This is a genomic window from Bacillota bacterium, from assembly GCA_013178045.1.
In the GTDB taxonomy this organism is placed as follows: Bacteria; Bacillota; Ch66; order Ch66; family Ch66; genus Ch66.
The window spans coordinates 1-24,252 of record JABLXP010000029.1; the positions used below are offsets into that span (position 1 = coordinate 1).

Sequence of the window (24,252 nt, forward strand, 5' to 3'; positions counted from 1 at the left end):
TCGCGCCAACCTCCTGAAAGATGATGGTGACTGTACCTTCCACCCGGTCAAAATCGGCGATGGTCAAAGGGATCCGTTCGCCGTTTTCGTCAATTCTTAGAATGATAAACTGGCCGGGTTCGGCTTTGGCCGCGACTTCTGGGCTGAATACTTCAAAAAGTTTTATTGCGGGGGCCAATACTTTTTTCCTGACAATTTTATACATGCTCCACGCACCTTTCGCCATTTTTTTAATTAATCAGCTTTTTAGCAATATTCGTACCAATAAAGAAACAAAGGCACATCGTGCCGTAAAGTATAATTCTACAAGACTTGTCCGGATTTGTGGTTTAAAAGTGGTTTAAAAATTCCGTGACTTTTTGCACCAGGACAATGTCGATTCAATTCCCCACCACCCAGGCTTTTCCTTGACTTTTTGAGGCTCAGCCCACTGGAGCGTTTGACTACATCCCGGTCGATAAAAGCACCATCAATTGGATATTCATTCTCTCAGCCGTTCCCACTCTTTTTCGATATCCGACCTCCCTCATATATAATTTCAGTCCGAAGCATAACGAAAAAAAATAACTCCCCCAGATTGAGGAGTTATTAAACGAATTACTTTATAACACTACGGCTTCGACTTTTCCGCCGCCAGGTGAAGAATTTTCTCCAGCAACCGCTCACGGGTTTGGTCGACCCCCGAAAAATCCATCGCTGCCACATAAAACCGTTCCAGGTCATCGTGAATCCGCTTGGCTGTAGTGATCTCAGCCACTCCTTCCGCGAAAACGCCTTCGAATTGTTTCTCTATCTCCGCGATGAACGCGCTGTTTTCATAAAGGATCACCGAATCGATAAGCTCGAGTAAATCCAAAACTTTGTCCCCCGGCCGCCGGGGTTCCACCACATGGGGAGAGGACCCATCTACGACCGCGGTCTTTAAAGCAGGGATGATCACCGCATCCAGCTCATCGGGGTCAAAACCACAGTGGTAGAGGTCAACCGAGAAACCCCGCTTAAGCGCCGCCTGCCCCACCTGCTGAAGCACAGCTGATTTCCCGCATCCTGGCTGACCCCGTAAAATATAGCGTCGCGTGCAATCCTCCGTGATACTGTCCATAAAGTTGACCGGTCCCGCCGGGGTAATGGCAGTCGCAAACAAGTGCCGAACCCGCGGGACAACCTGAAAGATTTCTTCGATTAATTCGGCTGTCAGGGCACCAAGCCTGGCCGAATCTAACCCGGTTTTCAGACAATTCGCCCACTCGTCAGTGATTCCTCTGGCCTCTCGCAGGCGGACATAAGCCTGTTGAAAGTGCTGTGCAATCTGGTCAGTCAGGAATATAATTTCCTCCCGGTGCTCCCGCAACAGCTGTTCGTTCCAGTGATCACCCAGGTTAATGATCTCATCCACCGCCCCGGGGTATTTCGGGTCAATCACGTGCGGCGTCATTCCATTACGCAAACCGTATCTGTCAAGGGAATTTTCACATCCAGGATCAGCTCAGTGTCATGAACCGTTATCCGCTGGATCACCGCCCGGATGACTTCACGACGGTCAGCATCGTCAAGGTCATCCAGCTTATCCGCGACCCGATCAGCTATTTCCTTCAATAACTCAACGCTCCTGGCCGCATCTACCTCGCTGGACAGCTTGCTCTCAAGTTCGTTGAGCCGTTTTTCTACCCCCTCTTTTTCTCTGGCTACTTCTGAAACCGCTCTATCAAAATCGTCAAGACTTATTTTACCTCGCCGGTAAGCCAAAAAAATTCGTTCCCGCTCATCGTCGAGCTCAATAGACCTATTCACTAAAATTTTTATTTCTCCTTCAATTGCCGAATTTTTACTCACCCTAAGATCAGCCGCTTGCAATATTCCCTCTGGATCGGACAACCATTCTTTAACTTTATTCCAGACAATATCCTCAACCTGGTCGGCCCGTAAAAAAGATGAATCGCACCTGACCGGCACCTTTTTATAGTCATAACCCGAAACATGCCGTTTAGCACAGACGTAATAACGGTACCCATTATTGAAGTTGCCGTGGACAGAGCTGCCGCACTTACCACAATAAAGAAGACAGGACAGTAGATAATAATTTACTGTCTGGCCCCGTCTTCCTCGCTTGTTTTTTTTTAAAGTATTTTGTACTTTTTCCCACTCTTCTTTCGTGACCATCGGTGTGATCGGTACGGCAATCCATTCATTGTCCGACCTGAGAGTCGGCGACCTCTGCTCTCCCCGCTGTCTGGCTGCTTTGATTCCTTCGGTGTTATACCGGTTTAAGTAAATCATGCCAGTGTAAGTAGGGTTTTTCAAGATTCTCCGTATTGTACCCCGGTACCAATGCCTTCCCTTCGGTGCCGGGATACCCTGTTTGTTAAAAACCTGGGCGATCCTTTCCGGCGAAAGTCCCTCCAGGACCATCTCTACCATCCGCCGGTAGATGATCGCCTGACCGCTGTCCACGTACAGCCGCCCGTCTTCATACCGGTAGCCGAACAGGTGCGGCGAGTGGGTTAGCAGACCTCTCTTAGCCTTGGTCCGCTTGCCAAACATCGACCTGATCTTGAATTTTTCTTTCTCATACTCCGCGATTGCACCCCGTAGCGAAAAAAAGAGCCGCCCTTCCGGCGTATTCTGCCATTCAAAATTGACAAACTCCAGCTGGCAGCCTGTCTTTTCAATTGTCTCCGCCAGGAAAAGCTGGTGCGACAGCTTCCGGCTCAGCCGGTCCGGGTCATAAGCGATAAACCACCTGGCCCCGGCCCGGACAGCGCTCAAGGCAGCCTGAAGGCCAGGGCGTTCCAGGATTTCTCCTGTTACCCCGACGTCCAGAAATTTCTCCACCCTGACTGCCCCTAATTCTTTAGCTTTTTTATAACAGACCTGTTCCTGGCCTTCCAGGCTGTAGCCATAGCGCGCCTGGTCCTCCGTGCTGACCCGGATGTACACAACAGCGAACATTCCCCATCCCCTTACTTAGATTGTGCGGTCATTTTTTTCATAAGTTTTAAAAATACGATCTTTCTAGCCTGCGCCAAAGCCTGTCGACATTCCTCCGCGCTGCCAACCTGGACCAACTTTACGGTTAAAGATTTTTGCTTTTTCATATTATCATTCCTCCTTATCAATCCTCCTTGCTGTTAAAATTTATGTCGCTGATTGATTGTCCTATTCGGACATTAAAAAGACTGCTTATTAAAGCAGTCTCATCCTTGTTGCTTATCCCTTTAATTCTTCATCAGCCAACTCTTTCTCAGCACGGCAGATGAGTTCACGGTAATCAAGACCGTCACACTTAATCATTTATGCAAGACCCTTTGATGAATTGTTGACGTGATAATTCTCCTTCCTTGACTTATAATAGATAGAATCGCTTAGGAAATGGATTTGTTGCCGTTAAATGGAGCTGTTGTGATGCTGTTATTAACGGGGCTCACTTCATTATTGACCTTCAAGCTCGCTCTCCAATATTTTGCGATATAAGTAATCAGATATACGAAATCCCGAAACCCGTAAAAAATCCAAGTATGGACGGACTGAATCTATTAATCCCTGTGTTTTAGCCAAACGCAAAATGCCAATTGTTCCGATCGGTACCAACAAAAAAGCCTGCGCTAAAACCCTTGCCGCTTTTTCGTCCAAAACAACAAAGTCCACGCCCATCTCGCGGCCACCAACAACGGTTTCTATTTCCCCGCGGTGTAGTTTGCCGTACAGATTACCAACTAGAGCTTGGTCCTTAACCGTATAAACAGATACACAGCCCTGATCAATAGCTTCTCTCAACTCCGTCTGTCCGTAATTGTTCACCGATTCACCCAACACAATTTCTTTATAGACGGCTTCTGGTACATAAACTTCTTCAAACAACGTCCAGAGCAGTTTTAATTGGTTAAGCATCGCCAGGGCAATAATGGGACTGGCATTGCAAATCGCCTTACTCATGTCTGGATCCCGTTTCTTCTAGAAATTTTTTGACAGCAAATTCATCCTGCCCCATCATTTCTTCTGTATACTCAGCCCAAGAAATTCCTTTGCTGCGCAGGATGTCAATAAAATGACCCAACGGCTGTCCAGCCAGTTCCGCTGCCCGTTCCAGAGAGACTGATCTTTCAACAAACAGCCCAATAGCTAAAGATATTCTTATTTTATCGGCCAGGGTTTTTCCAACACCCATGTTTTTGATCACGGGTATAAAATCGTTCAAAACTTTACTTTCAAACAACTCTTGCGTCACAGTCACACACCTCCTCACATCTCTATTGTATCACGGCGCCTGAGTTAATAGCCTACCTCCGCCCAAAAATTTTTCTGAATCTCTGATCATTTTTTTCACCCTCCGTTCGTGGCGCAACTTATTCGAACAAATATTCTGGCTCTTCGATTTGCGGGCGAATGCGCTGGGTCCCGCCACTTAATACGTCATCACGCAACTCACCTGCTGCTACTCTAGCTATTTCTCGTGCTTCACGAAAATCTAACCTTATCGGGGCCAACGGTTTCTGTCCTCGGCGTATTCTGTTTCGGTTTTTTCGCATCAAGGCAACTGGAACACCCAACCGCTATCCAAGATAATGAGTCCTCTCAGCATGTCCCAGCAAATACAAAAACCCATGGGCTGGGATACGCATAATAGGAACACTAGTATCATGCGGCATTATGCCAAAATCTTCCGGCTTCTTGGTTACGACTATGGCAGCAATTATCTTTCCCTTATCCATTGACATCTCTACAATAGCATCATTTTCTTTGTTGACAGCATTTTCCCTATACTTCACTTCAACAAGAATCTTGCCTTGTGGCAATTCAACCACTACATCAATCTCCTTTTCACTGCCGCCCGGTCTACGATAATAACCAACTTTAGCATTTGACCGGTAGTAAAAAGCCGCCAGGTGCTTATATACTGAAGTCTCCACCATAATCCCCATTTCTTCAGGATCGGCAAGGACATTGTCCAACATAAGGACAGCGTTTCTAATAGCCGCATCTGCAATATAAATCTTCGGCTTGGCCTTCATTATTTTTTTCCCGTCGAGACTGACCGGATAGCTGACATAAATCAGGTTTGCCTGCTCAAGGAACTGGATATAATTCGAAATGGTTACAGACGGCGTGTTATCTAGTTCCTTACTCATTGTAGTGATATTAATAATATTGGATGAATTAAAACACAGATATAAAAACACTTTTTCTAAAACTGCCGCATTACGGATGTTAAACAACGCAGGGATATCACGCTTTAATACCTTATCGACTACATCCTCACGCAGCACCCTTTGGGCATAATAATCATCCTTTGATAGGGCAAGCTCGGGGAACCCGCCAACTGTCAGATAGCGGTGGAAATGCTTTTGCAGAGGTGTAAGGCAGTTCATAATGTCATACAGCTCAGGCTGCTTAAGATTGGCAAGTTCTATTGGTTTAATAGTCGAATAAAGACACCAAAACCGAGCAAAGGTGAGGTGTCAATATGATAAGGAGTGGGAAATGGATGGATATTAAAGAAATGTATGAAAATGGGCTGAGCATCAACGAAATAGCCCGCCGTACCGGCCGAGACCGAAAAACCATTAGAAAAGTACTGGAATCAGACAAACCTCAAAAATCTGTTAAAAGAAGAAACACCCAAAGCTGCCTTGATCCCTACAAAGATTATATCATACAACGAATGGCGCAAGGAGTGCTGAACGCGGAGAAAATACTTAAAGAGATTAAGGCCCAAGGATATCCTGGACAAATCACTATTTTGCGGTTGTTTATGCAGCCGTTTAGACCACTGGCCGAAAAAAGATACACTGAACGATACGAGACAGGATCAGGAGAACAAGCCCAGTGTGACTGGGGCAGTTTCGGCTATATATATGACCAGGGCAGGCGACAGAAACTTTACGGCTTTGTCATGGTTCTCTCCTACTCCCGACTGATGTATCTGGAATTTACCACACAGATGGACACCGAAACCTTAATGCGCTGTCATATCAATGCCTTCAACTACTTTAACGGCGTGACAGACAAAATACTCTACGATAATCAAAAGACGGTGGTACTGGGCAGAGACAGTGAAGGACATCTAATCTGGAACGAAAGATTTTTAAACTTTGCCCGCCACTACGGCTTCATCCCCAAACTCTGCCGGCCCTATCGGCCGCGGACAAAAGGGAAAGTTGAAAGACTGATTCGTTATGTTAAAGAAAACTTCTTCTGCGGCCTTCAATTTAGTGATCTGGTCGATTTAAATCAGCAAGCCTTAAACTGGCTGAATACCACAGCTAACACAAAAATTCACCAGACCACGCAGGCTATCCCGTTTGAACGCTGGGAAGAAGAAAAACTAAAGCCAATATCTATTCATCCTTTTGACACTGCCACCTATACACAACGACGGGTATCAATGGACTGTCTAATCTCATACCAGCGTAACTACTACTCTGTTCCCTGGGAACTGGCTGGAAGAGATATAATCGTCAGAATCGAACAAAATCAGCTGGAAGTTATCTTTAACGGTAAAATTTATACCCGTTATCAATTAGCCAAAGGTCAATACCAGCGGATAATTAATCGAGAACATTACCAGGGAATAAAGAAAGTAAAAAGCTGCCAACTGATAAAATCACTTATCCTTACCTCCACCTCACCTTTAGTCCAGATCAGATCCCTTGCCGAATATGAAAGTTTGATCGGGTGAGGTGAGATAAATGTGGGAAGCGATAGATGTAGAAAACCAACTAAATGAACTAAAATTACCAATAGCAGCAGATGCCCTTAAATACAAACTCGATCAAGCCGCTAAAAACAACTCAACATACCTGGAATTCCTGGGCAGCTTATTGGATGAAGAAATAAACGCTCGCAGAGAAAGAGCATTTAAAACAAGAAGCCAATTGGCCAACCTGCCGTTTCATAAAACCCTGGCAAACTTCGACTTCAGCTTTCAACCATCAATAAATGAACGACAGATTCGAGAACTGGCCAATCTCAATTTTCTTACTGAAGCCACCAATATCTTGCTATTGGGACCGCCGGGCGTCGGGAATTATGCAAAGTAATTGCTTATGTCAAGTCGAGTGCAAAAATAATTGAAAAAGCTCAATTCATGATAGAAATACTATCCATAATCCTTCAAGATGAAAGTGATGCTGAAGCATCCATCATATTGAAGGAGGGATTGTATGAACCCGAAAGTCCCCATCAGAAAACTAGTTGCAGAAGTACTGGCAGAGCTAGAACGATTAAACTATGCAGAAAACACACGCAACACTTACCGAAGATTTTACAACCGGTTGATCACCTTTGCTGACAGCATAGGCGAAACAGTGTATTCAGAAGATCTGGGCAACAAATATTTAAGAATGCACCATCACTTTGACCTGGACATCTACACAAACTCTTCCCACCGCACTTTTAGGGGTCAAGCCCGTTGCATCCGAGTATTGGGAGATTATCAACTGCATGGCGCCATTCTGCGACGTAGAACCACTAAAGCCCCTTATGAAAGGACACCTCAGTTTGCAGAGGCACTGAAGAGTTACCAAAAAGAATGTGTGTGCCAAAATTATTCTGAACAGGGAATGCGCACACGGATCTATCGAGCACAGTTATTCATTGACTATCTGGATGATTGCGGGATGACATCTCTGTCATTACTGACTGCCCAACATTTATCAGATTACACCAGAACCATTGCCGGCTATCACAAAAAATCCATTTCCGCTATTTTGACAACGCTGAGATCGTTCTTAAGGTTTTTGTACTTGAACGGCTACCATGAAAAAGATTTATCTAGTGATGTACCCAAACTGAAACAGCCGCATTTTCCCAAAATTCCAAGCGCCTGGAAGCCTGAAGATGTCAAACGCGTTCTTGAGTCAGTCGACCGGGGCAATCCCAACGGCAAAAGAGATTATGCTATTTTGTTAATGGTGGCACGGCTGGGCATGCGGATCCAGGACATTAAAGAAATCAGGTTGACCAACTTGAATTGGGCAACCAGGAGTATTGAGATTGTTCAGCATAAAACAAAGCAGACAGTGAGTTATCCCATACTGGACGATATCGGCTGGGCCATCATTGACTACCTTAAGAATGGCAGGCCTAAGACAGAATCCCCTCACCTCTTTGTCCGGCACCATGCTCCTTTTGAAACCTTTGGAACCCACGCCAACCTGCATAACATGATCACCAAATACACACGTCTTGCTGGCATCAAGCTGCGGACAGGGGCTTCACAGGGGATGCATTCCCTCCGGCATACGCTGGCCAGTGTTCTGCTGGAGCAGGAAACACCCCTGCCGGTGATCTCGGAGATCTTGGGCCATATGAGTACCATGTCCACCAGTGTTTATCTGAAAATCGATCTTGAAGGGTTGCGCAAATGTGCGCTGGATCCTGATGAGGTGTTCCACCATGAAAACATCTAATGGGATGCCAGTTTACACCAGCGTTTTCGCCGATGCGATACAAGGGTTTGTCCTGGAAAATCAGGCGCTTGGGTACGCGTACCAAAAACAGGCGGCTGCTCTGAAACGATTCGATGAGTTTTGTGTTGAGATAGGTCACAGCCAGTGTTGTCTGTCCAAAGAGCTTGCCATGCAGTGGGCTGAAAAGAAGCTGTTTGAGTCTGACGATGCACACAGCCGGCGGATCAGGCTCATTCGCATGCTGGCCAGATACCTGGTTCGGTTGGGATACGATGCTTACATCTATCCGGACCATCTCGGCCGGAGCCAGTCGCAACAGTATCAACCGTATCTTTTTACCGAAACAGAATTGGCCCGTTTTTTTAACCAGGTGGACCAGTGCCAGCCTGTAGCGAATAGCCCGTATCGCCACCTTATCTTCCCGCTGCTGTTCAGAATCCTATACGGTTGTGGGCTTCGCGTTTCGGAAGTGCTGCACTTGACCGTCGGCGATGTGAATACAATAGACGGAACACTGACCATTAGAAATGCCAAATTTCACAAAGACAGACTTGTTCCGATGGCTCCATCGCTGAATGAAAGATGTCGCATTTACATGGAGGTGATGCACCCCATTAAACAACCTGAATACATTTTCTTCCCATCTCCCCATGGGGGTCAATACTGTGAAAAAAGAATCTATGAATACTTCCGCAGATTTCTTTGGCAAGCAGGCATTTCGCACGGCGGCAGGGGCAAAGGACCACGCCTTCATGACCTTCGTCATACGTTTGCCGTCCACTGTTTGAAACGCTGGGTGCGCAGTGGAACTGACCTGACAGTTGCCCTTCCTTACTTGTCCACTTACCTTGGACATACGGGGCTGAAAAGCTCTCAGCATTATCTGCGCCTGACAGCAGAACTCTACCCGGATATTGTGGCAACCATGGACGAAAGGTTTGGGTGTTTACTGCCGGGTGATGACCAATGAAAACCACGGATTTTGCCAAATACCTAACGGACTACCTGAGTATCTATCTGCCTGGCCAAAGAAACCTGAGTCCAAACACCATCACCTCCTATCGGGATACTTTCAAACTTTTACTGCTTTTTTGCCGGGAAGAAAAAGGCATCTCTCCTGAATGTTTAACACTGGCGCACATTGATGATGATCTGGTACTGACGTTTATGGCCTGGATTGAAACGAAACGCAAGTGCAGTATTGCTACCCGCAACCAGCGATTGGCAGCCATTCATGCTTTTTTTCGGTATGTGCAGGCACAAACCCCCGAAAGACTCTTGATGTACCAGCGGATTCTGTCCATTCCACTGAAAAAGACAGGGAAACCAGCAGTATCCTATCTAACAACAGAAGCGCTGGAAGCCATCTTAAACCAGCCCGACCGGAAAACACCGGCAGGCCGACGGGATCTGTTACTTCTAACAGTACTGTACGATTCTGGTGCACGGGTGCAGGAGTTAACGGATCTTTTAGTCCGCGACATCCGGTTAACACAGCCGGCAACCATCACTCTCAGAGGGAAAGGCCGAAAAGTGCGGCATGTGCCGCTGATGAGCCGGACAGCTGTCCTGCTGAAGGATTACCTGGAAGAAAGACGGCTGACTGCCCCTGATAGATCAGATCACCCGTTATTCTTCAACAGCCGTCATCAGAAGCTGACCAGGGCAGGGGTTTCGTACATCATCGACAAGTACGTGAATGCTGTCAAAGAACAAAACACTATCCTTTTGCCGGATAAAGTATCGCCGCATGTGTTCCGGCACACCAAAGCTATGCATCTTTTACAGGCGAACGTGAATCTGGTTTACATCCGAGACTTTTTAGGCCATGCCAGTGTTACCACCAGTGAAATCTATGCCAGGGCGGATGCCCGCATGAAACGTCTGGCACTGGAGCAGGCTTACTCACCAACAGTGATTAACGATGTACCTGCCTGGCAGGATGATCAGACCTGCTGAGCTGGTTACAGAAGATCTGCCAATAGCCTCTTATTTATGTCAAGTAAATAGGGCATAAATAGGCTCATTGCTTGTTTGTGCCCATCAACTTGACATAAGCAATTACTTTGCATAATTGCCATTATGTAAAGCTTTACATAAGGTTAAAACCCACATTGCCGTGGCCTTAGCGATGGAAGCCTTATTGAAAGGAATATCGGTTTATTTTACCACCGCCCAGGACCTGGTAAATGAACTGAAAAAAGGCCATGAAGAAGGCCAGTTGAACAAAAGAATGAGGCGTTACACGAAACCGAAACTATTGTTAATAGACGAAATGGGATACCTCTCGATAGATAGAACTGGTGCGACCTTATTTTTTCAGTTAATATCCCGGCGATATGAGAAAGGTTCGATTATACTGACCTCTAATAAAAGCTTTGTAGATTGGGGAGAGGTCTTAGGTGACCAGGTTATCGCAACCGCGATCCTTGACCGTTTATTGCATCACTCAATCACCATCAACATCAGAGGAGAAAGCTACCGACTGAAAGGAAAAAATAAGGCCCGCCCTAATACCACAAATGAAGATGGAAGTTTAAATTAGGACATCAGGGTGGGGAATTTTGAACCGGTGATTTTGGGGATTTTTAGACCGGTGTTGACACCCCATTAAAACTTAACCTATTTAAGCCGCTAATCTATTACCAGACCGTAGTCAACCCGTGTAATAGTCAGTGCTCTACCCTTACCTAGGTTAATACTTGGTGGTGATGTACTTTACCATCAGCGCCTATACTACGGAGAGTGGATCAAAAAAAATCGGCCGAAGCCGAAATGGATCAGTTTTAAATCCGCTTTGACATTTTATCTGCAATTTTGCCCCATTCTGCGGCGTAGTTTGCCAAGCTGCTGGCGAGCCTTTCAGGATCGGTTGGGACTGTCTGGGTGCACTGAGCTTGGCTTTCTCTAACACAAGCCACCAGTTCGTGCGGGTTATCTATAAGCGGACAGGGACGCAGATGATTTTCATTAAATGGTTGACGCTTTTGGTAAGCTCGAAAAAGCGGATTGCCAAGCGCTTCTTTTAAGCTCATGCTCCTAATATTAGCGCAAGAATAATGGACAAAAGCACACGGTTCTACATCGCCTGCTGCATTGATGTGGAAGTAGCGACGGCCACCGGCAACGCATCCTCCACTAAATTCGCCATCGTTCCAGAAATCAGCAACAAGGATAGGCTTGGTGGCTCTAATCTCTTGGATACGCTTCCAAGCATGCGCTCTTTGCTGGGGAGTAGCCATAAACTCCACATCAGCTTCAGAACCTACGGGAACATAGGTAAAAAGCCAGCCAAAGCGGAAACCCTTGTCAATGAGCATATCAATGTATTCATCAGAGGTAATTTCATCCACATTGTAGCGGTGATAAGTAGTTGAAAAACCAAAGATGAGCCCCTGTTTCCGCAGAATATCTGCAGCCTTCATTACTTTAGCAAAAATGCCTTTGCCCCGACGCATGTCCGTAGCTTTTTCAAAGCCATCAATGCTTATGGCAAAGGTGATGTTGGCTGCATCCAGGCATTCTTCGGCAAACTTCTCATCAATCAGTGTTCCGTTGGTAAAGATATGAAAGATGCTATCAGGATGTTTTTGGGCCAGCTTTAAAATATCATTTTTTCTGATGAGTGGTTCTCCACCGGAGAAGAGGTAGAAAAATATGTTAAGCTCCTCGCCTTCACTGACTATTCGGTCCATAAGTTCCAAGGGGAGGTCATTTTTCATTAAATATTCTCCTGCCCAACATCCCTTGCAGCGGAGGTTACAGCGGTCAGTAGGATCCATAAGGATAGCCCAAGGGACAGCATAACCGAGCTTTTCGGCCAGTTCATACTGTTTAGGAATCCCGCTCAACACGGAGTTGATAATAAAATTGACAGCGAAACGTTCACGGACTTTCGGATGGGTTTCTTTCAAAGTGGTGACAAACAACTTGTGCCAGTGAGAATCCTTGTCGGAAAGATATTTACTGACTGAGGCAATTTGCTTTTTGTGATTTTCGCGGATAGCCATCTTGCTGACTAGATTTATCAATGTTTCAATGTTTTTTTCTGGGTTTTTGGCTAAGTAATTCGTTACTTCAGTTATTACAGCTTCTCCTACAAACTTTTTAGCGTACTTAAACACCTGACGTCACTCCTTTCTTTAATTGTTTTTTGGTTGTGTAAAACGGCAGTTGAAACTTAAAAGATGAAAAAAGCTTTCTCACCTGCTGGTTCGGAAAATTACCTTGACTTTATTCCTATACCTGAAGGGGTAGGGCCGTCCCGGGACGGATATGTAGTGCGGAATATGGAACCAATAATCTCTGCACATGCGCAGTATTTGTCAACTAAACATACAATCAGCGATTCTTTGTAGGATGGCGGTTGCCAGGTCAAGGGAAACATGTGCTTTAATATAATATCCCTTTCCACTTCATTCAAAGAAGACACTGTTGATGCGTTGTTTAAGGCAAGTCGGGGGTGAACAAACCCATGTTTTCCATGACTTAGTGTGGTTGTTCTCCAATCATACAGGAATAAATCATGGAGTAATCCTCCCCGGGCAGCCGCCTTATAGTCCAACCCCAAAGCTCTACAGAGCAGAAAACTGTAGAAAGAGACATTCAAGCTGTGTTCGAAACATGTTACATGGCAGTGATGTTTGAACCGTTTCATTTTCTGAACGGGAGCAGAGTAAATTAAATCGTCAATACAATTCCTGTATTCCTCGAAATTATGGATCTGTTTCCATTTTTCATTTAGAGAACCTCTAAACTCCTCCTTCCGTAGCTCCAAAGCATCTTCGACGGAGTTTATCAAATCAAATCCGAAATAAACTATCATAATACCGGCGAAAAAATATTTTAAATTCATTGAAACATTGTTTGTGCATTGTAATAGAAACGGGTGGATAATTTCCAACATTAAATAGGCCAACATCCCCCAACATACAGAATATTTAAGACAGATTCTCCCTTGAATATTAAACCGTTCTTCGCTGTAATCCCACCATTTGCGGTTAAAAAGCTTTTCCAGTAACTTCCAGTCAAATACTCCAGCACGCTGGTACCCATAATAGCCAGTATTACGCTAATAACCATTCGTGTTGCCGGATCGACTAATGATATGGTACGATTCACCATTTCCCATGACTGAATTACCAGCAGGGCACCAAAACCATACACAGGGCAGAAGGGCCCGGACAGAAACCCGCTATTCACGAATCTTTTTGCGTGCACACTTTTGAATAACGTTTCAATAATCCATCCCAGCAAGGAGTAAAACGAAAAAAACAATATCAGGTTGGTCAGGTTTTGATTCAAATTTATCACTCCTAAAAATTGACGGTATTGAAATTAGCAGTGGATTCGCTATTTGGAGGCTTAGTCAGTCTGTATATCCGCTCCTTTTCCCCAAAATCCCCAAATTTATCTTAAAAAAATAGCGCTTCATGCTTTCCTTGAGTTTTTTATGCTCAATATCGGTCTGAATGCAGCCATCATGCAGCCATCATGCAGCCATCGTACTCCCCCAATATCCCCATTATTCCCAAATTCCATAAATATCTCGCAAAAAAAATTATGTCGCTTTTGCCAACGCCTCACCCAAAAAGTCCATCAATAGTGTCTGTTCAGACTGGTTCAATGTTGCCAGATTCTTCTGAAACCCCGACAGGGAGTCGGCCAAATGAGAAAGCAGTTGAACTTGGGAAGCTGTTTTCAGCATGCTGCCCATCACTGCACCAACAAACATGGCTAGCCCTATTTCCCCCTTGGCTACGTCCAAAGCCATGTTCTTGATCAGACGGATGCTGGTTTTGCTCAGAGTTTGCAGCTGCAAAATCAAGATGGCAATTACATAGGCACAAGAAACAAGAGGGTTTTCGATGTTTGGCAATTCAGTCTTCAATTGTTCTACAAGTTCCCTCAACTCGCTCTTCTTTGGTTTATCATAAAGAGACAATATTCTTTCTTTCAGCAATTGTACTTCTTTGTTGGGTGTCGGAGTTCCAAACTTTTTTGTTGCCAAAACCAAGTTGGCTAGTTGTGCAGGAGCAAACATTACTCTCGCCCGACCAGGGTGCTTTTTTTTCAGATTGACTTCGTATTGAGTAGTCAAAAACCCCTTTTTTTCTAATGTTTTCAGCATTTCGTAAGCGCTCCATTTGCTTACTTTTAGCAATTCTGCCACCTGCGCATAATGTACTGGCAGATTAGTAGCTTCGTAAATCTGCTTAATAATTTGCAAGAAATCCTTTTGCCGCTGGGTGATAGTCATTATAACCCTCTCCGTGAAATATTTTATAAACCCCATTTTCCCCAAATTTTATTGTATCTTCTACTACTAGAATTGTCAAGAAGTTAATAATCTGATGGTTTTTGCATTTCTTTGAAACAAAAGTAAAAAACCCAGTGCTGTTGAGCACTGAGCTTATCCCAAATCCCTTGATTTTTAAGGCTCAGAAGGTTTTGCGTAATAGCACAGCGACGTGCGGCGCTGTACCATCAACGAGGGCCACCCTAATGGCCGGAATGATTACTCCGTCCAGGGAATCATTATCCGAAGCACAATGGAGGAATTCAATATCATAACCACGCTCAAACATAGCCAACCCGATCTTGCGCATCAGGGTCGATTTACCCGTCCCCGGCCCTCCCTTGATAACAAATATGTGATCCATTCCTTCTAACACTGAATCAAATAAGGAATAGAAGCCCTGTACCGTATTGCCGCCCGGGAAAATATGCTTGATTCTTGCCTCCGCCACAATTTCTGCCCCCCATCCAGTTCATTTAATTATTGATGCCTACATTACTATATGAGAAAAAGCGTAAAGTGTGACTATTTTTTTCTGTTTTTTGTGGTTCGGTCGCAAGAATGTGGTTCGGTCGCAAGAATCTGATCAGTGCGGATGTTTATTTTCTTATCGCTGGACCAGCACGCCAGGGCGGCTTGTCTTTATCTCTACTCTCTTTAAGAGAAGCTTCTGCAAAGGCGAAAAGCTCCTCACCATCCTGCCCATCGTTCGGGTATACCGCAATCCCGTAACCCCACGCCTCAGGCAACACTTTCCCCAGTTTCTTTATTACCACCTGTGCTCCTTCTTTATCCGTTAGGGGTAGGACCAGCACCAGTGTATCCTTCTTGAATTCTATGACCGTGTCTATTTCGCGCAGGTGGCGCCGTGCCTGCTTGGCACATTCCACTACCTTTTTCCATCTCAGACCTTCAAACTTGGCAAGAACCAGGGCAAGCTTCAATCCGCCCCTCTTCGCCCGGTTGATTTCGTTTCTCAGCACTTTATGGAACAGCTCTACCGGCGTAACCTCTCCCCTAGCGCCCGATCCGATCAGTTTCTCCACGCGGCGCACTAACTCCTCAACCGTATAAGGCTTGGAGAGGTACTCCACCGCTCCCAGTTCTATAGCTCGCCTGACCATAGAGACATTGCTCTCGACTGTCACGACCATGACTGGCACATACCGGTACTCTGGTAGTTGTTTAAGGTTCTCTAGCACAGCCAGGCCATCCATGCCAGGAAGGTGGATGTCGAGGATCACCAGGTCATACGGTTCTGCTTTTTCCCTGGCCTTAACCAGTGCTTCCACGCCGCTGGCAGCTTCATCCACCAGGTAACCCTTCTCTTCCAGTGCCCTCCTGGCGTAAAACCTGGTGAGGGTTGAGTCCTCTGCTAATAAAACATTCTTTTCCAGTAATACTACCAACGGGATTTCACCTCCTTCAATACGTCTCTCCAATATTAGTTTAACAGAATTATTTTGGTGATGTAAGCACCTCCTGGTTTTCACGTCTGGTTGTACCGTGAAGCATGAGGATTGATATGATGACTCTGTTCGTTACTGCCGAGCCATGGTACAATTAAGTTAAATCAGGTAATACTAATCACGGAATTCATTGGTCACGGAGGGATTATTTATGGATAAAGAAATCCTGAAGCTGCGTTTTGACCGGCGGTGCCCGAACGGCTACACACAAAAAAAGCGCACAGAATCAAACTGTACACTATGCGAGCGAGCAGAAGGTTGCAATTTTGCCCGGGCCTGGCATCCCAAAGTAGAAGCCTATTTCGGACAGGCTCTCACCAGTTACCGGAATGACGAGGTTGAAGTCACAGTGGAACCTCATGCCCGCGACGGTTGGTCAATCAAGTACTTTCGCCAGGGTCAACCAGTGGCCGAACGGGAAATTCACGTCCCCGATCGGTCGTCGGCCCACGAAATTGCCAAAGCGCTGGTCATCCACGGCGTCAACTTAAGTCTGAACGACTGGGACACTGCCCGCGTCGTCTAGTTAACCCCGGAATTTACGGCAGATCATCCCCCACCACCTGCCCAGCGGGCTGGACATGGTAAAATCCAGGTGTCCCTCCTCGGGCCCCTCGGGAACCAGAATTACCCCCAGCTGACCAGTCCCTGGTTTAATCAACATCAGCCGCCGGCTCGGCCAGCGGCTATTGGGCTTAACCTCCAACTCCAACCGGTCATTATCTTCCATCATCCCCAGCAAATCCCAGCGGGAATAGATCGGCTGCCCGTTCACCCGGGTAATGATCTGCCCCCGCCGTAAGCCAGCGGCCGCCGCGACTGACCCAGGCAACACATCCAGGATCATTACTCCCTCCCGCGGCGGGACAAACCTCGGTTGACCTTCCAGTTCCGATTTCTGCCCCCGCAGAATGATCAGTTCATGCCCCAGGGGAGCAAACAGAGCGGGCAGCCAGCGCAAACTGTCGGCACGCGAAGCCGCCACCGCCAGCCCCAGCAGAACCAGACTGTACAAACCCAGATTTACAGCCGAGACCCGGGTCCGCTGCTCGGGCAAAGCCGTCACCGCCAGTTCCCCGTACCCTAACACCGCCACCACTGGAATAATGGCAAACACCAGATCCGGGGGCACTTCGGCCAGCGGTTTGATTAACGGCCACCAATCGGGCATCGCCACTCCGCCGGTGGTTGGTCCAGCTAATGAAACCGTGGTCAGGGCAACGATCGGGATCGGCCAGAACTTCTGCAGGTTAAACCCGCCGACCACGCGGCCGCTGCGGTTTTGCAGATAGACTGGCACCGGATCCAGGTGCCCGCTGCCCAAAATGAGCAAGGCCTCCACCATATGCAAAATCGCGACCAGCCCCATCAACTGGGGAATATTCACCTCCGGCCAACCAAAAATCAGGCTGACCAGGCTAAGGAGCCCACCCCCATAGGCAAAACAGAGGTAACGAGGGTTGATCAGCATTAAGAACAGGGCGATCCCCCAGAGATAGGCAATCCCAATCCCATTCAGGGTTATGCCAAACAAAATCATCAGGAAACTCCCGATAAAACCTCCGGCCAGCCCGAAGAGGGTTGAGATTACAGTTACCCGCCAGATGGATTGGTCGTTATAGCCGAAGAAATGCTCCTTTAATTTGCTCAGCCGTGAGTATTGAAAACCAATGACCACAATCAGCACCAGAAACATGGTAGAAAAAACGACCTGGAATAAAGAGAATAAGACCATCGGCACAAGTTGCGACAACAGACTCACTGCTTCACCCCCCGGGGCTTTAGAAAAAGCCATGAAATGCTCTCCATTCCATGGCCATACTTAGCGCAGACTATCTGGCACCCTGGATCTGACCTTTCAAGATCTCGATCGCCCGATCCAGTTGGACATCACGTGATGATTTGGGTGGCAATTCTACCTTGACATCGGGTTCAATCCCCTTCTGGTTAATGTCATGGCCATTGGGGGTCATGTATTTAGCCGTGGTCAATTTCAGACCAGCCTCACCGGGAAGTGGGAACACCGTCTGCACAAGGCCCTTGCCAAAAGTCTTCGTTCCCACCAGGGTACCCGCCTGGCGATCTTTAATTGCGCCGGCCACAATCTCGGACGCACTGGCGCTTCCCTCATTGACCAGTACCACCAGCGGCAACTTCAGGTTTCGGCCAGATGCCTCGTAGACCTCTTCGCGCCCGTTACGCGCCACCACCCGAACCACTGGCCCCTTGGAGACAAAGTACTCAGCCACCTTAATCGCGGCGCTAAAATCACCGCCGGGATTATTCCGCAAGTCGAGAATAATCGCTTTAAACCCTTTATTGTTGAGTTCCTGAAGGGTCTTGTTAAGTTCCTGCTCGGTATTGGTGTTAAACTGAAAAATCTGCACATAGGCGATCTTCGGCGCTTCTTCCAAAATGCGTCCCTGAACGGTAGGAATGCTGATCTTCTCCCGGGTGATCGTCACCCGGATCACCTGTTCACCGCGCTGAATAGCCAGATTGACCCGGGTTCCTGGTTCGCCGCGCATCAGGCTAACCGCGGTATCAGTATCCATGCTCCGGGCATCTTGGCCATCGATCTCGATGATGACATCACCCTGCTTGAGCCCGGCGGCCTCTGCCGGCGTCCCTTTAAATGGTGGAGCCATCACCGTCAGCTTATTTTGCTCCTTTTGCCCGACAAAAACTCCGATCCCGCCGAATGTCCCCCGGATCTGGATATTCAGTTCTTGGAAATGTTTGGGATCAAGGTATACTGAATAAGGATCGTGAAGGGAACCAACAATCCCTTCCGTCGCCCCGTCGATCAATTGATTGACAGTCACTGGCTGCAGCCCCTGCGTACGTACAAGTAGCGTCGCTTTCAGCAATCGCCCAAACTGGTCGAAATGGGAAGCAATAAGCACCGCCAGTGAACCCGTCACCAGCAGGCTGATGATCACCAGCGCGGTCAGGATCCCCTGCACAATACCTCGTCGCTGAGACAAATCGAACACCTTCCTACCACCTTTAACTGGAACGACTACTAATGTATATGTTCTATACTACACCAATATTATGCCAAACACAAGAAACATCAAGATCTTACTTCAGATACGACCAGGGGTTGGTAGGGGTCCCGTTGATTCGCACCTCAAAGTGCAGGTGTGGGCCAGTGCTCCAGCCGGTACTGCCCACCGCCCCGACTTTATCCCCCTTTTTCACCTCATCGCCAACCGCCACAGAGATGGCAGAAAGGTGAGCGTACAGGGTCGATTGATCCCCACCGTGGCTCAGGACAACCACCTTACCGTAACCGCCCATCGGACCCGTATACAGGACCATGCCACTCTGCGCCGCCTTAACGGCTGTGCCGCTGGGTGCCGGAATGTCAATCCCGGTATGCAACCGGCGCTGCTTCAAAATCGGGTGGATCCGCCAGCCATAGTCAGAACTGATCTGGCTGTAGCCAGGCAATGGCCAGGCATACTTGCCTTCCACCTGCTTGGGCTGTGGTTGTTTGGCCTGCAGCTCACGGATGATCTTTTCCAGTTCGCGCGAGGTCTCTTCCAGTTCGTCCAGGGCCTTTTCGACAATCTCTTTCTGGTTCTGGATCGAGTTAAGCAGCTTCTCCTTCTCCTGGCTCTGCTGCTGCAGATACGACCGCTTGCTTTCCGCATCCTGGCGCAGTCCCATCATTTCGTTGCGTTTGACTTCCAGATCGGCCTTCCTGGTTTCAACCTGGTGCCGTTCATTCTCGATCGTCTGAAGCAAAGCCAGGTCTTGCGCCACAATCCGCTGCAGGAGGTCAAACCGGGTCAGGAAATCGCTAATACTCGAGGCTTCCAGCAAAACCTCCAGGTAGCTGACTTCCCCACTCTGGTATATTTCCTTCAGGCGGTTGTTGAGGATGGTCGTCCGGTTGTTCAGGTCCTGTTCCGCCTTTTTCAACTCGGACTCGCGCTGGCTAATCTCCTTCTCCACCGCACCCAATCGCCCGGTGATCTGACTGATCTCCGTTTCCGTTCGGTCAATCTCCCACTCCAGTGTCTTCAACTGGCCCATGACCGTCTTTTCCTGCCTCTTCGCCTGGTTAAGCTGCTGCTGCTTTTCCTCGATCTGCCGGCTCACTTCCTGCAGTTGACGGCGCCGCTCATCCAGTTCCGAAGCGCTGGCCGGCCAGAACGTCACCAGAATAAATACGAGCAGAGTAAAAGCGATCAGCGGGTGCTTGCCAGTTCTCATCATCTGTCTAGCTTCCCCCCTTATTCTCCTCACACATCCAGGAACCGGTAAAGTGAAATCACCGTGCCAATTGCCCCAAGGATTGTCCCTGCCGCCAGCAGGCCACCAAACACCTGCCACAGCAAGCGCGGATCCGTTACCAGTGGCAGAAAGGCCAGCGTCACCCGCACATGACCGATTAGGACTGAATACGATCCCGCCAGGATGGCCACAGCAATGACAGCACCCACCAGTCCCAGGAACATCCCTTCCAGAAAGAATGGCCAGCGGATGAACCAATTGGTCGCGCCAACCAGTTTCATAATCTGAATCTCCCGCCGCCGGGCAAACAGGGCCAGGCGAATATTGGTCGCCACCAGAAAGACCGCTGCTAGGGCCAGAAACACCATAATCCCTACGCAAATCAGCTTCAGCCACCTGGTCAGGGAAAACAGTTTTTCCACCACTTCCTGGCCATAGCGGACCTTTTCCACCTGGGGCAGCGCCTCAATTTTTTTAGCCAGATCACCGACCTCAGCCGGGTTTTTCGCCTTAATCTTGAAGGCGTCAGGCAAGGGGTTGGTGCCGCCCAGCGCCGCGATCAGGTTGTGTTCCTTGCCGAACTTCTGCGTGAGCGTCTGCAGGGCTTTTTCTTTGGAAACAAACTCGACTTCCGCCACTTCCGGCATTGCCCGCAGTTCTTTTCCAAGTTGCACTGACTTTTCCACGGTGGTGTCGGTACGCAGGTAAGCAATGATTTCGATGTTGGATTCAATCGAGGTCACAATCCGGTTGGTATTCAGCACCAGAAGCAGGGCCGTCCCCACCACCAGCAAACAAATGGCCATTGTTCCCACCGAGGCCAGACTCATCCACCCGTTCCGCTTGACTGAGAGCATGGCTTCGCGGAAAAAGTAGCCTACCGTTCTAATTTTCATAGCCGTACGTCCCCCGCTGTTCGTCTCTGGTCACCCGGCCATTTTCAATGGCGATGACTCGCTTCCGCATCCCGTCTACCAGTTCCCGGGCATGCGTGGCCATGATCACCGTAGTCCCCCGCTTGTTAATCTCAGACAAAAGGTGCATGATCCCCCACGAAGTATCGAGATCCAGGTTACCCGTTGGTTCATCGGCCACCAGGATCACCGGCTTGTTCACCACCGCCCGAGCGATCCCCACTCGCTGTTGTTCACCGCCAGACAGTTGATCGGGGAAAAGGTTTTCCTTTCCGCTTAGGCCAACCAGGTGCAAGGATTCCATCACCCGGTGACGGATCTCTCCCGGCGGCTTCTCGACTACCTCCAGGGCAAAGGCCACATTCTCGTAGACCGTTTTGTGGGGTAAGAGACGAAAATCCTGAAAAACGATGCCCATCTGCCGCCGCAAGAAAGGCACCTCGGATGATTTCATCCGCACCAGGCTTTTGCCACCAACAAAGATCTGGCCGCGGGTCGGCAGTTCCTCCCGAAACAGGAGTTTAATAAAGCTGGACTTACCCGCCCCACTGGCCCCCACCAGAAACACAAACTCACCTTTATCTATCTTCAGAGTCACGTCGGTCAGGGCTTTGACCCCATTGGGATAAATCTTCGAAACATTAAACAACTGGATCAACAACCTGTCCACCTCATCCAATTAAAAAACAACCCTCTTAGGGTTGTTTCGACACAAGACAGGAATATCCTTTTCCCAATTTCTACACTTATCTAAATGTTTCTAGCTTTTCTGGCAAGAACTTCTTCCACCGCCACCACCAGGTGGGTGGCAGTCAGGCCATATTTCTCCATTAATTCACCAGGCGTCCCCGATTCACCGAAGCGGTCCATCACCCCGACCCTCTTCATCGGTACGGGATAGTTCTCGATCAAAACTTCTGCCACCGCGCTTCCCAGCCCACCGATGACGCTGTGCTCTTCAGCTGTGACTACCGCCCCGGTTTCCCGGGCGACCGCCACAATTGTTTCCACATCCAGGGGCTTGATGGTGTGCACGTTCAAGACCGTGATTTCTATCCCCCGTTCCGCCAGGATATTCGCCGCCTCAAGGGCTTCTGCCACCATTATACCCGTCGCGATGATGGCCGCCTCCCGGCCTGAACGCAGGCAAACAGCCTGACCAAACGTAAAGCGGTACTCCTGGTCGTAAATCACCGGCACCGCCAGTCGCCCCAGGCGCAGGTAGACCGGACCATCAATCTCCACCGCCGCCGCCACGGCCTGTTCCGTCTCAACCGCGTCCGCCGGTACAATCACGGTCATATTGGGCAAGACGCGCATCAAGGCAATGTCTTCAATCGACTGGTGCGATCCCCCGTCCTCGCCCACAGTAATCCCCGCGTGGCTGGCACCGATTTTCACGTTTAAGCGTGGATAGGCAATCGAGTTACGAACCTGGTCATACGCTCGGCCGGTCGCAAACACCGCGAAAGTGCTGGCGAAGGGGATCTTGCCGGCCGCCGCCAGCCCCGCCGCGGTCGCCATCATGTTCTGTTCGGCGATGCCCATATCGAAAAACCGTTCGGGATAGACTTTCGCGAAATCCGCCGTCTTGGTAGATTTGGCCAGGTCGGCATCCAGCACCACCAGGTCACGATATTTTTCTCCGAGCTTCACCAGAGCTTTTCCATAAGCTTCGCGCGTCGCGATCTTCTGCATCATCAACCGTTCCTTTCCTTGATTTATGTCGGCCAGCTGCGGCTCATCTGTAAAGGGAGCGAGGGTTTTCGACGTAGCGCCGTGAACCATTCGGATGCGTTGAAACGGCGCGAATATTGCCTCAAGACATCCCTATGAGCGCCTGAGGAGCAGGATACTGCCTGTTCGCGCGCGTGGCAACATGGTGGATCCGAATAACAGAAAGTTGGTGAACAAGCGGTCGAAACCCGCGCCCCTGACCCCAGGAAGCAGCTGGCCCCTCCAGGGGTTTGTCTCGGATATCGGATCGATCGAAGCCCTCGCCCAACCTGACGGTTTGCCGCGGCTGGCCTCTCTTGAAGTCAGATACTCACCGCCGAGTTTCTGATCCCTAAACAGCAGCTGACCTCTCTGGGGACGGGTTACGCCAGCTCCGCCAGGGCCTGTTCGGCCTGCTCCGGGGTGGGCGCCGTCCCGTGCCAACCCACCTGATTCTCCATAAAAGAAACCCCTTTACCTTTGACGGTGCGCGCAATGATCATGGAAGGTCGCCCCAGCTCCGCTTTCGCCGCATTTATTGCTGCAGTAATCTGGTTGAAATCATGGCCGTCGATCTCCTGCACATGCCAGCCAAAGGCCCGCCATTTGTCCGCCAGCGGCTCAGGCGACATGACTTCTCCGATTGGCCCATCGATCTGCAGGCCATTGTAATCAAGAAAGGCGATCAAGTTGTCCAGTCGGTAGTGCGCCGCCGCCATTGCCGCCTCCCAGACCTGGCCCTCCTCACATTCCCCATCCCCCAGCAAACAAAAGACCCAGTAATCCCATTTGTCAAGCTTACCCGCGATGGCCATGCCGTTCGCCGCCGAAAGTCCCTGCCCCAGAGAACCGGTTGACATCTCCACGCCCGGCACCTTACGCATATCGGGATGTCCCTGGAGCCTTGAGCCGACACGGCGGAGGCTGTTCAACTCCGCGGGCGAAAAAAACCCTCGCTCCGCCAGGGCCGCATATAGGACAGGGGCGGCATGTCCCTTGCTGAGGACAAACCGGTCCCGCGCCGGCCACGCGGGATTAGCCGGGTTAATTCTCATGGCGTGAAAATAGAGAACAGTGAGAATCTCCACCGCCGATAACGAACCACCTGGGTGGCCGGAAGCTGCCGCCGCCGTCATGCGGATGATGTGCTGGCGCAGTTTTTTCGCTACATCTGTTAGTTGCTTGATTTCCTCATCAGTCAT

At 48.8% G+C, this 24,252-nt stretch carries 28 protein-coding genes; 8 read left to right on the forward strand and 20 right to left on the reverse strand.

From position 1 onward, the window contains the following. The 7 genes from HPY81_10155 to HPY81_10185 all read right to left on the reverse strand — a co-directional run. Positions 1-205 (reverse strand): sulfide/dihydroorotate dehydrogenase-like FAD/NAD-binding protein (locus tag HPY81_10155; protein NPV27777.1); only part of this gene is annotated, 205 nt, incomplete at its 3' end. A 405-nt stretch (positions 206-610) separates the two neighbouring features. Continuing rightward, a complete protein-coding gene (locus tag HPY81_10160; GenBank protein ID NPV27778.1) occupies positions 611-1,447 on the reverse strand; it encodes a hypothetical protein in 837 nt (278 codons plus the stop codon). Continuing rightward, complete coding sequence (locus HPY81_10165; protein ID NPV27779.1) at positions 1,432-2,949, reverse strand: recombinase family protein; 1,518 nt, start codon at positions 2,947-2,949, stop codon at positions 1,432-1,434. The genes HPY81_10160 and HPY81_10165 overlap by 16 nt, the downstream gene beginning before the upstream one ends. Before the next feature lie 480 nt (positions 2,950-3,429). After that, a complete protein-coding gene (locus HPY81_10170) occupies positions 3,430-3,933 on the reverse strand; it encodes a DUF3368 domain-containing protein (protein ID NPV27780.1) in 504 nt (167 codons plus the stop codon). Further along, entirely contained in the window at positions 3,926-4,165 is a 240-nt protein-coding gene (locus HPY81_10175) for a hypothetical protein (GenBank protein NPV27781.1), read from the reverse strand. The genes HPY81_10170 and HPY81_10175 overlap by 8 nt, the downstream gene beginning before the upstream one ends. A gap of 178 nt (positions 4,166-4,343) precedes the next feature. Next, the gene (locus HPY81_10180; protein NPV27782.1) at positions 4,344-4,484 is read right to left on the reverse strand and encodes a hypothetical protein; all 141 of its coding nucleotides are present in this window, start codon (positions 4,482-4,484) and stop codon (positions 4,344-4,346) included. Positions 4,485-4,550: 66 nt separating this feature from the next. Then, a complete protein-coding gene (locus HPY81_10185; GenBank protein NPV27783.1) occupies positions 4,551-5,366 on the reverse strand; it encodes a DUF4143 domain-containing protein in 816 nt (271 codons plus the stop codon). A 116-nt stretch (positions 5,367-5,482) separates the two neighbouring features. On the opposite strand from HPY81_10185, the gene HPY81_10190 reads away from it, so the two are divergent. The 6 genes from HPY81_10190 to HPY81_10215 all read left to right on the forward strand — a co-directional run bounded on the left by HPY81_10190 (position 5,483) and on the right by HPY81_10215 (position 10,953). Continuing rightward, positions 5,483-6,676 carry an IS21 family transposase gene (locus tag HPY81_10190; GenBank protein ID NPV27784.1) on the forward strand — a complete coding sequence of 398 codons (1,194 nt, stop codon included), beginning with the start codon at positions 5,483-5,485 and terminating at the stop codon, positions 6,674-6,676. 10 nt (positions 6,677-6,686) lie between these two features. Further along, a complete protein-coding gene (locus tag HPY81_10195) occupies positions 6,687-7,037 on the forward strand; it encodes an ATP-binding protein (protein ID NPV27785.1) in 351 nt (116 codons plus the stop codon). Between the two features lie 123 nt (positions 7,038-7,160). After that, a complete protein-coding gene (locus HPY81_10200; protein NPV27786.1) occupies positions 7,161-8,408 on the forward strand; it encodes a tyrosine-type recombinase/integrase in 1,248 nt (415 codons plus the stop codon). A 4-nt stretch (positions 8,409-8,412) separates the two neighbouring features. Beyond that, positions 8,413-9,378 carry a tyrosine-type recombinase/integrase gene (locus HPY81_10205; protein ID NPV27787.1) on the forward strand — a complete coding sequence of 322 codons (966 nt, stop codon included), beginning with the start codon at positions 8,413-8,415 and terminating at the stop codon, positions 9,376-9,378. After that, positions 9,375-10,367, forward strand: coding sequence for a tyrosine-type recombinase/integrase (locus tag HPY81_10210; GenBank protein ID NPV27788.1), 993 nt, complete (start codon positions 9,375-9,377; stop codon positions 10,365-10,367). The genes HPY81_10205 and HPY81_10210 overlap by 4 nt, the downstream gene beginning before the upstream one ends. Before the next feature lie 172 nt (positions 10,368-10,539). Continuing rightward, positions 10,540-10,953, forward strand: a complete 414-nt coding sequence (locus HPY81_10215; GenBank protein NPV27789.1) for an ATP-binding protein — start codon at positions 10,540-10,542, stop codon at positions 10,951-10,953. 241 nt (positions 10,954-11,194) lie between these two features. On the opposite strand, the gene HPY81_10220 is transcribed toward HPY81_10215, so the two are convergent. The 6 genes from HPY81_10220 to HPY81_10245 form a co-directional block, all read right to left on the reverse strand. Continuing rightward, positions 11,195-12,532 (reverse strand): radical SAM protein, encoded by a 1,338-nt coding sequence (locus tag HPY81_10220; protein ID NPV27790.1) that lies wholly within the window; start codon positions 12,530-12,532, stop codon positions 11,195-11,197. Positions 12,533-12,630: 98 nt separating this feature from the next. Further along, a complete protein-coding gene (locus HPY81_10225) occupies positions 12,631-13,233 on the reverse strand; it encodes an HD domain-containing protein (GenBank protein ID NPV27791.1) in 603 nt (200 codons plus the stop codon). 80 nt (positions 13,234-13,313) lie between these two features. Next, complete coding sequence (locus HPY81_10230) at positions 13,314-13,712, reverse strand: putative ABC transporter permease (GenBank protein NPV27792.1); 399 nt, start codon at positions 13,710-13,712, stop codon at positions 13,314-13,316. 256 nt (positions 13,713-13,968) lie between these two features. Then, positions 13,969-14,667: a hypothetical protein gene (locus tag HPY81_10235; GenBank protein NPV27793.1), complete on the reverse strand. Its 699-nt coding sequence runs from the start codon at positions 14,665-14,667 to the stop codon at positions 13,969-13,971. Positions 14,668-14,848: 181 nt separating this feature from the next. Beyond that, positions 14,849-15,157 (reverse strand): ATPase, encoded by a 309-nt coding sequence (locus HPY81_10240; GenBank protein ID NPV27794.1) that lies wholly within the window; start codon positions 15,155-15,157, stop codon positions 14,849-14,851. 148 nt (positions 15,158-15,305) lie between these two features. After that, entirely contained in the window at positions 15,306-16,115 is an 810-nt protein-coding gene (locus HPY81_10245) for a response regulator (GenBank protein ID NPV27795.1), read from the reverse strand. A 211-nt stretch (positions 16,116-16,326) separates the two neighbouring features. Here HPY81_10245 and HPY81_10250 point away from each other — a divergent pair, with 211 nt between their 5' ends. Beyond that, the gene (locus HPY81_10250; GenBank protein ID NPV27796.1) at positions 16,327-16,701 is read left to right on the forward strand and encodes a hypothetical protein; all 375 of its coding nucleotides are present in this window, start codon (positions 16,327-16,329) and stop codon (positions 16,699-16,701) included. On the opposite strand, the gene HPY81_10255 is transcribed toward HPY81_10250, so the two are convergent. From HPY81_10255 to HPY81_10280, 6 genes are all read right to left on the reverse strand, one after another. Next, positions 16,702-17,937, reverse strand: a complete 1,236-nt coding sequence (locus HPY81_10255; GenBank protein NPV27797.1) for a PDZ domain-containing protein — start codon at positions 17,935-17,937, stop codon at positions 16,702-16,704. It lies immediately after the preceding gene. Between the two features lie 70 nt (positions 17,938-18,007). After that, positions 18,008-19,144 (reverse strand): S41 family peptidase, encoded by a 1,137-nt coding sequence (locus tag HPY81_10260; protein ID NPV27798.1) that lies wholly within the window; start codon positions 19,142-19,144, stop codon positions 18,008-18,010. Between the two features lie 115 nt (positions 19,145-19,259). After that, the gene (locus HPY81_10265; protein NPV27799.1) at positions 19,260-20,219 is read right to left on the reverse strand and encodes a peptidoglycan DD-metalloendopeptidase family protein; all 960 of its coding nucleotides are present in this window, start codon (positions 20,217-20,219) and stop codon (positions 19,260-19,262) included. A 209-nt stretch (positions 20,220-20,428) separates the two neighbouring features. Further along, positions 20,429-21,316 carry an ABC transporter permease gene (locus HPY81_10270; GenBank protein ID NPV27800.1) on the reverse strand — a complete coding sequence of 296 codons (888 nt, stop codon included), beginning with the start codon at positions 21,314-21,316 and terminating at the stop codon, positions 20,429-20,431. Then, positions 21,306-21,992 carry a cell division ATP-binding protein FtsE gene (gene ftsE / locus HPY81_10275; GenBank protein ID NPV27801.1) on the reverse strand — a complete coding sequence of 229 codons (687 nt, stop codon included), beginning with the start codon at positions 21,990-21,992 and terminating at the stop codon, positions 21,306-21,308. The genes HPY81_10270 and ftsE overlap by 11 nt, the downstream gene beginning before the upstream one ends. 92 nt (positions 21,993-22,084) lie before the next feature. After that, the gene (locus tag HPY81_10280) at positions 22,085-23,035 is read right to left on the reverse strand and encodes a transketolase family protein (GenBank protein NPV27802.1); all 951 of its coding nucleotides are present in this window, start codon (positions 23,033-23,035) and stop codon (positions 22,085-22,087) included. A 181-nt stretch (positions 23,036-23,216) separates the two neighbouring features. Between HPY81_10280 and HPY81_10285 the strand changes: the two genes are divergently transcribed. Then, positions 23,217-23,399: a hypothetical protein gene (locus HPY81_10285; GenBank protein ID NPV27803.1), complete on the forward strand. Its 183-nt coding sequence runs from the start codon at positions 23,217-23,219 to the stop codon at positions 23,397-23,399. 34 nt (positions 23,400-23,433) lie between these two features. Here HPY81_10285 and HPY81_10290 read toward each other — a convergent pair whose 3' ends face one another. After that, positions 23,434-24,252: a transketolase gene (locus tag HPY81_10290; protein ID NPV27804.1), complete on the reverse strand. Its 819-nt coding sequence runs from the start codon at positions 24,250-24,252 to the stop codon at positions 23,434-23,436.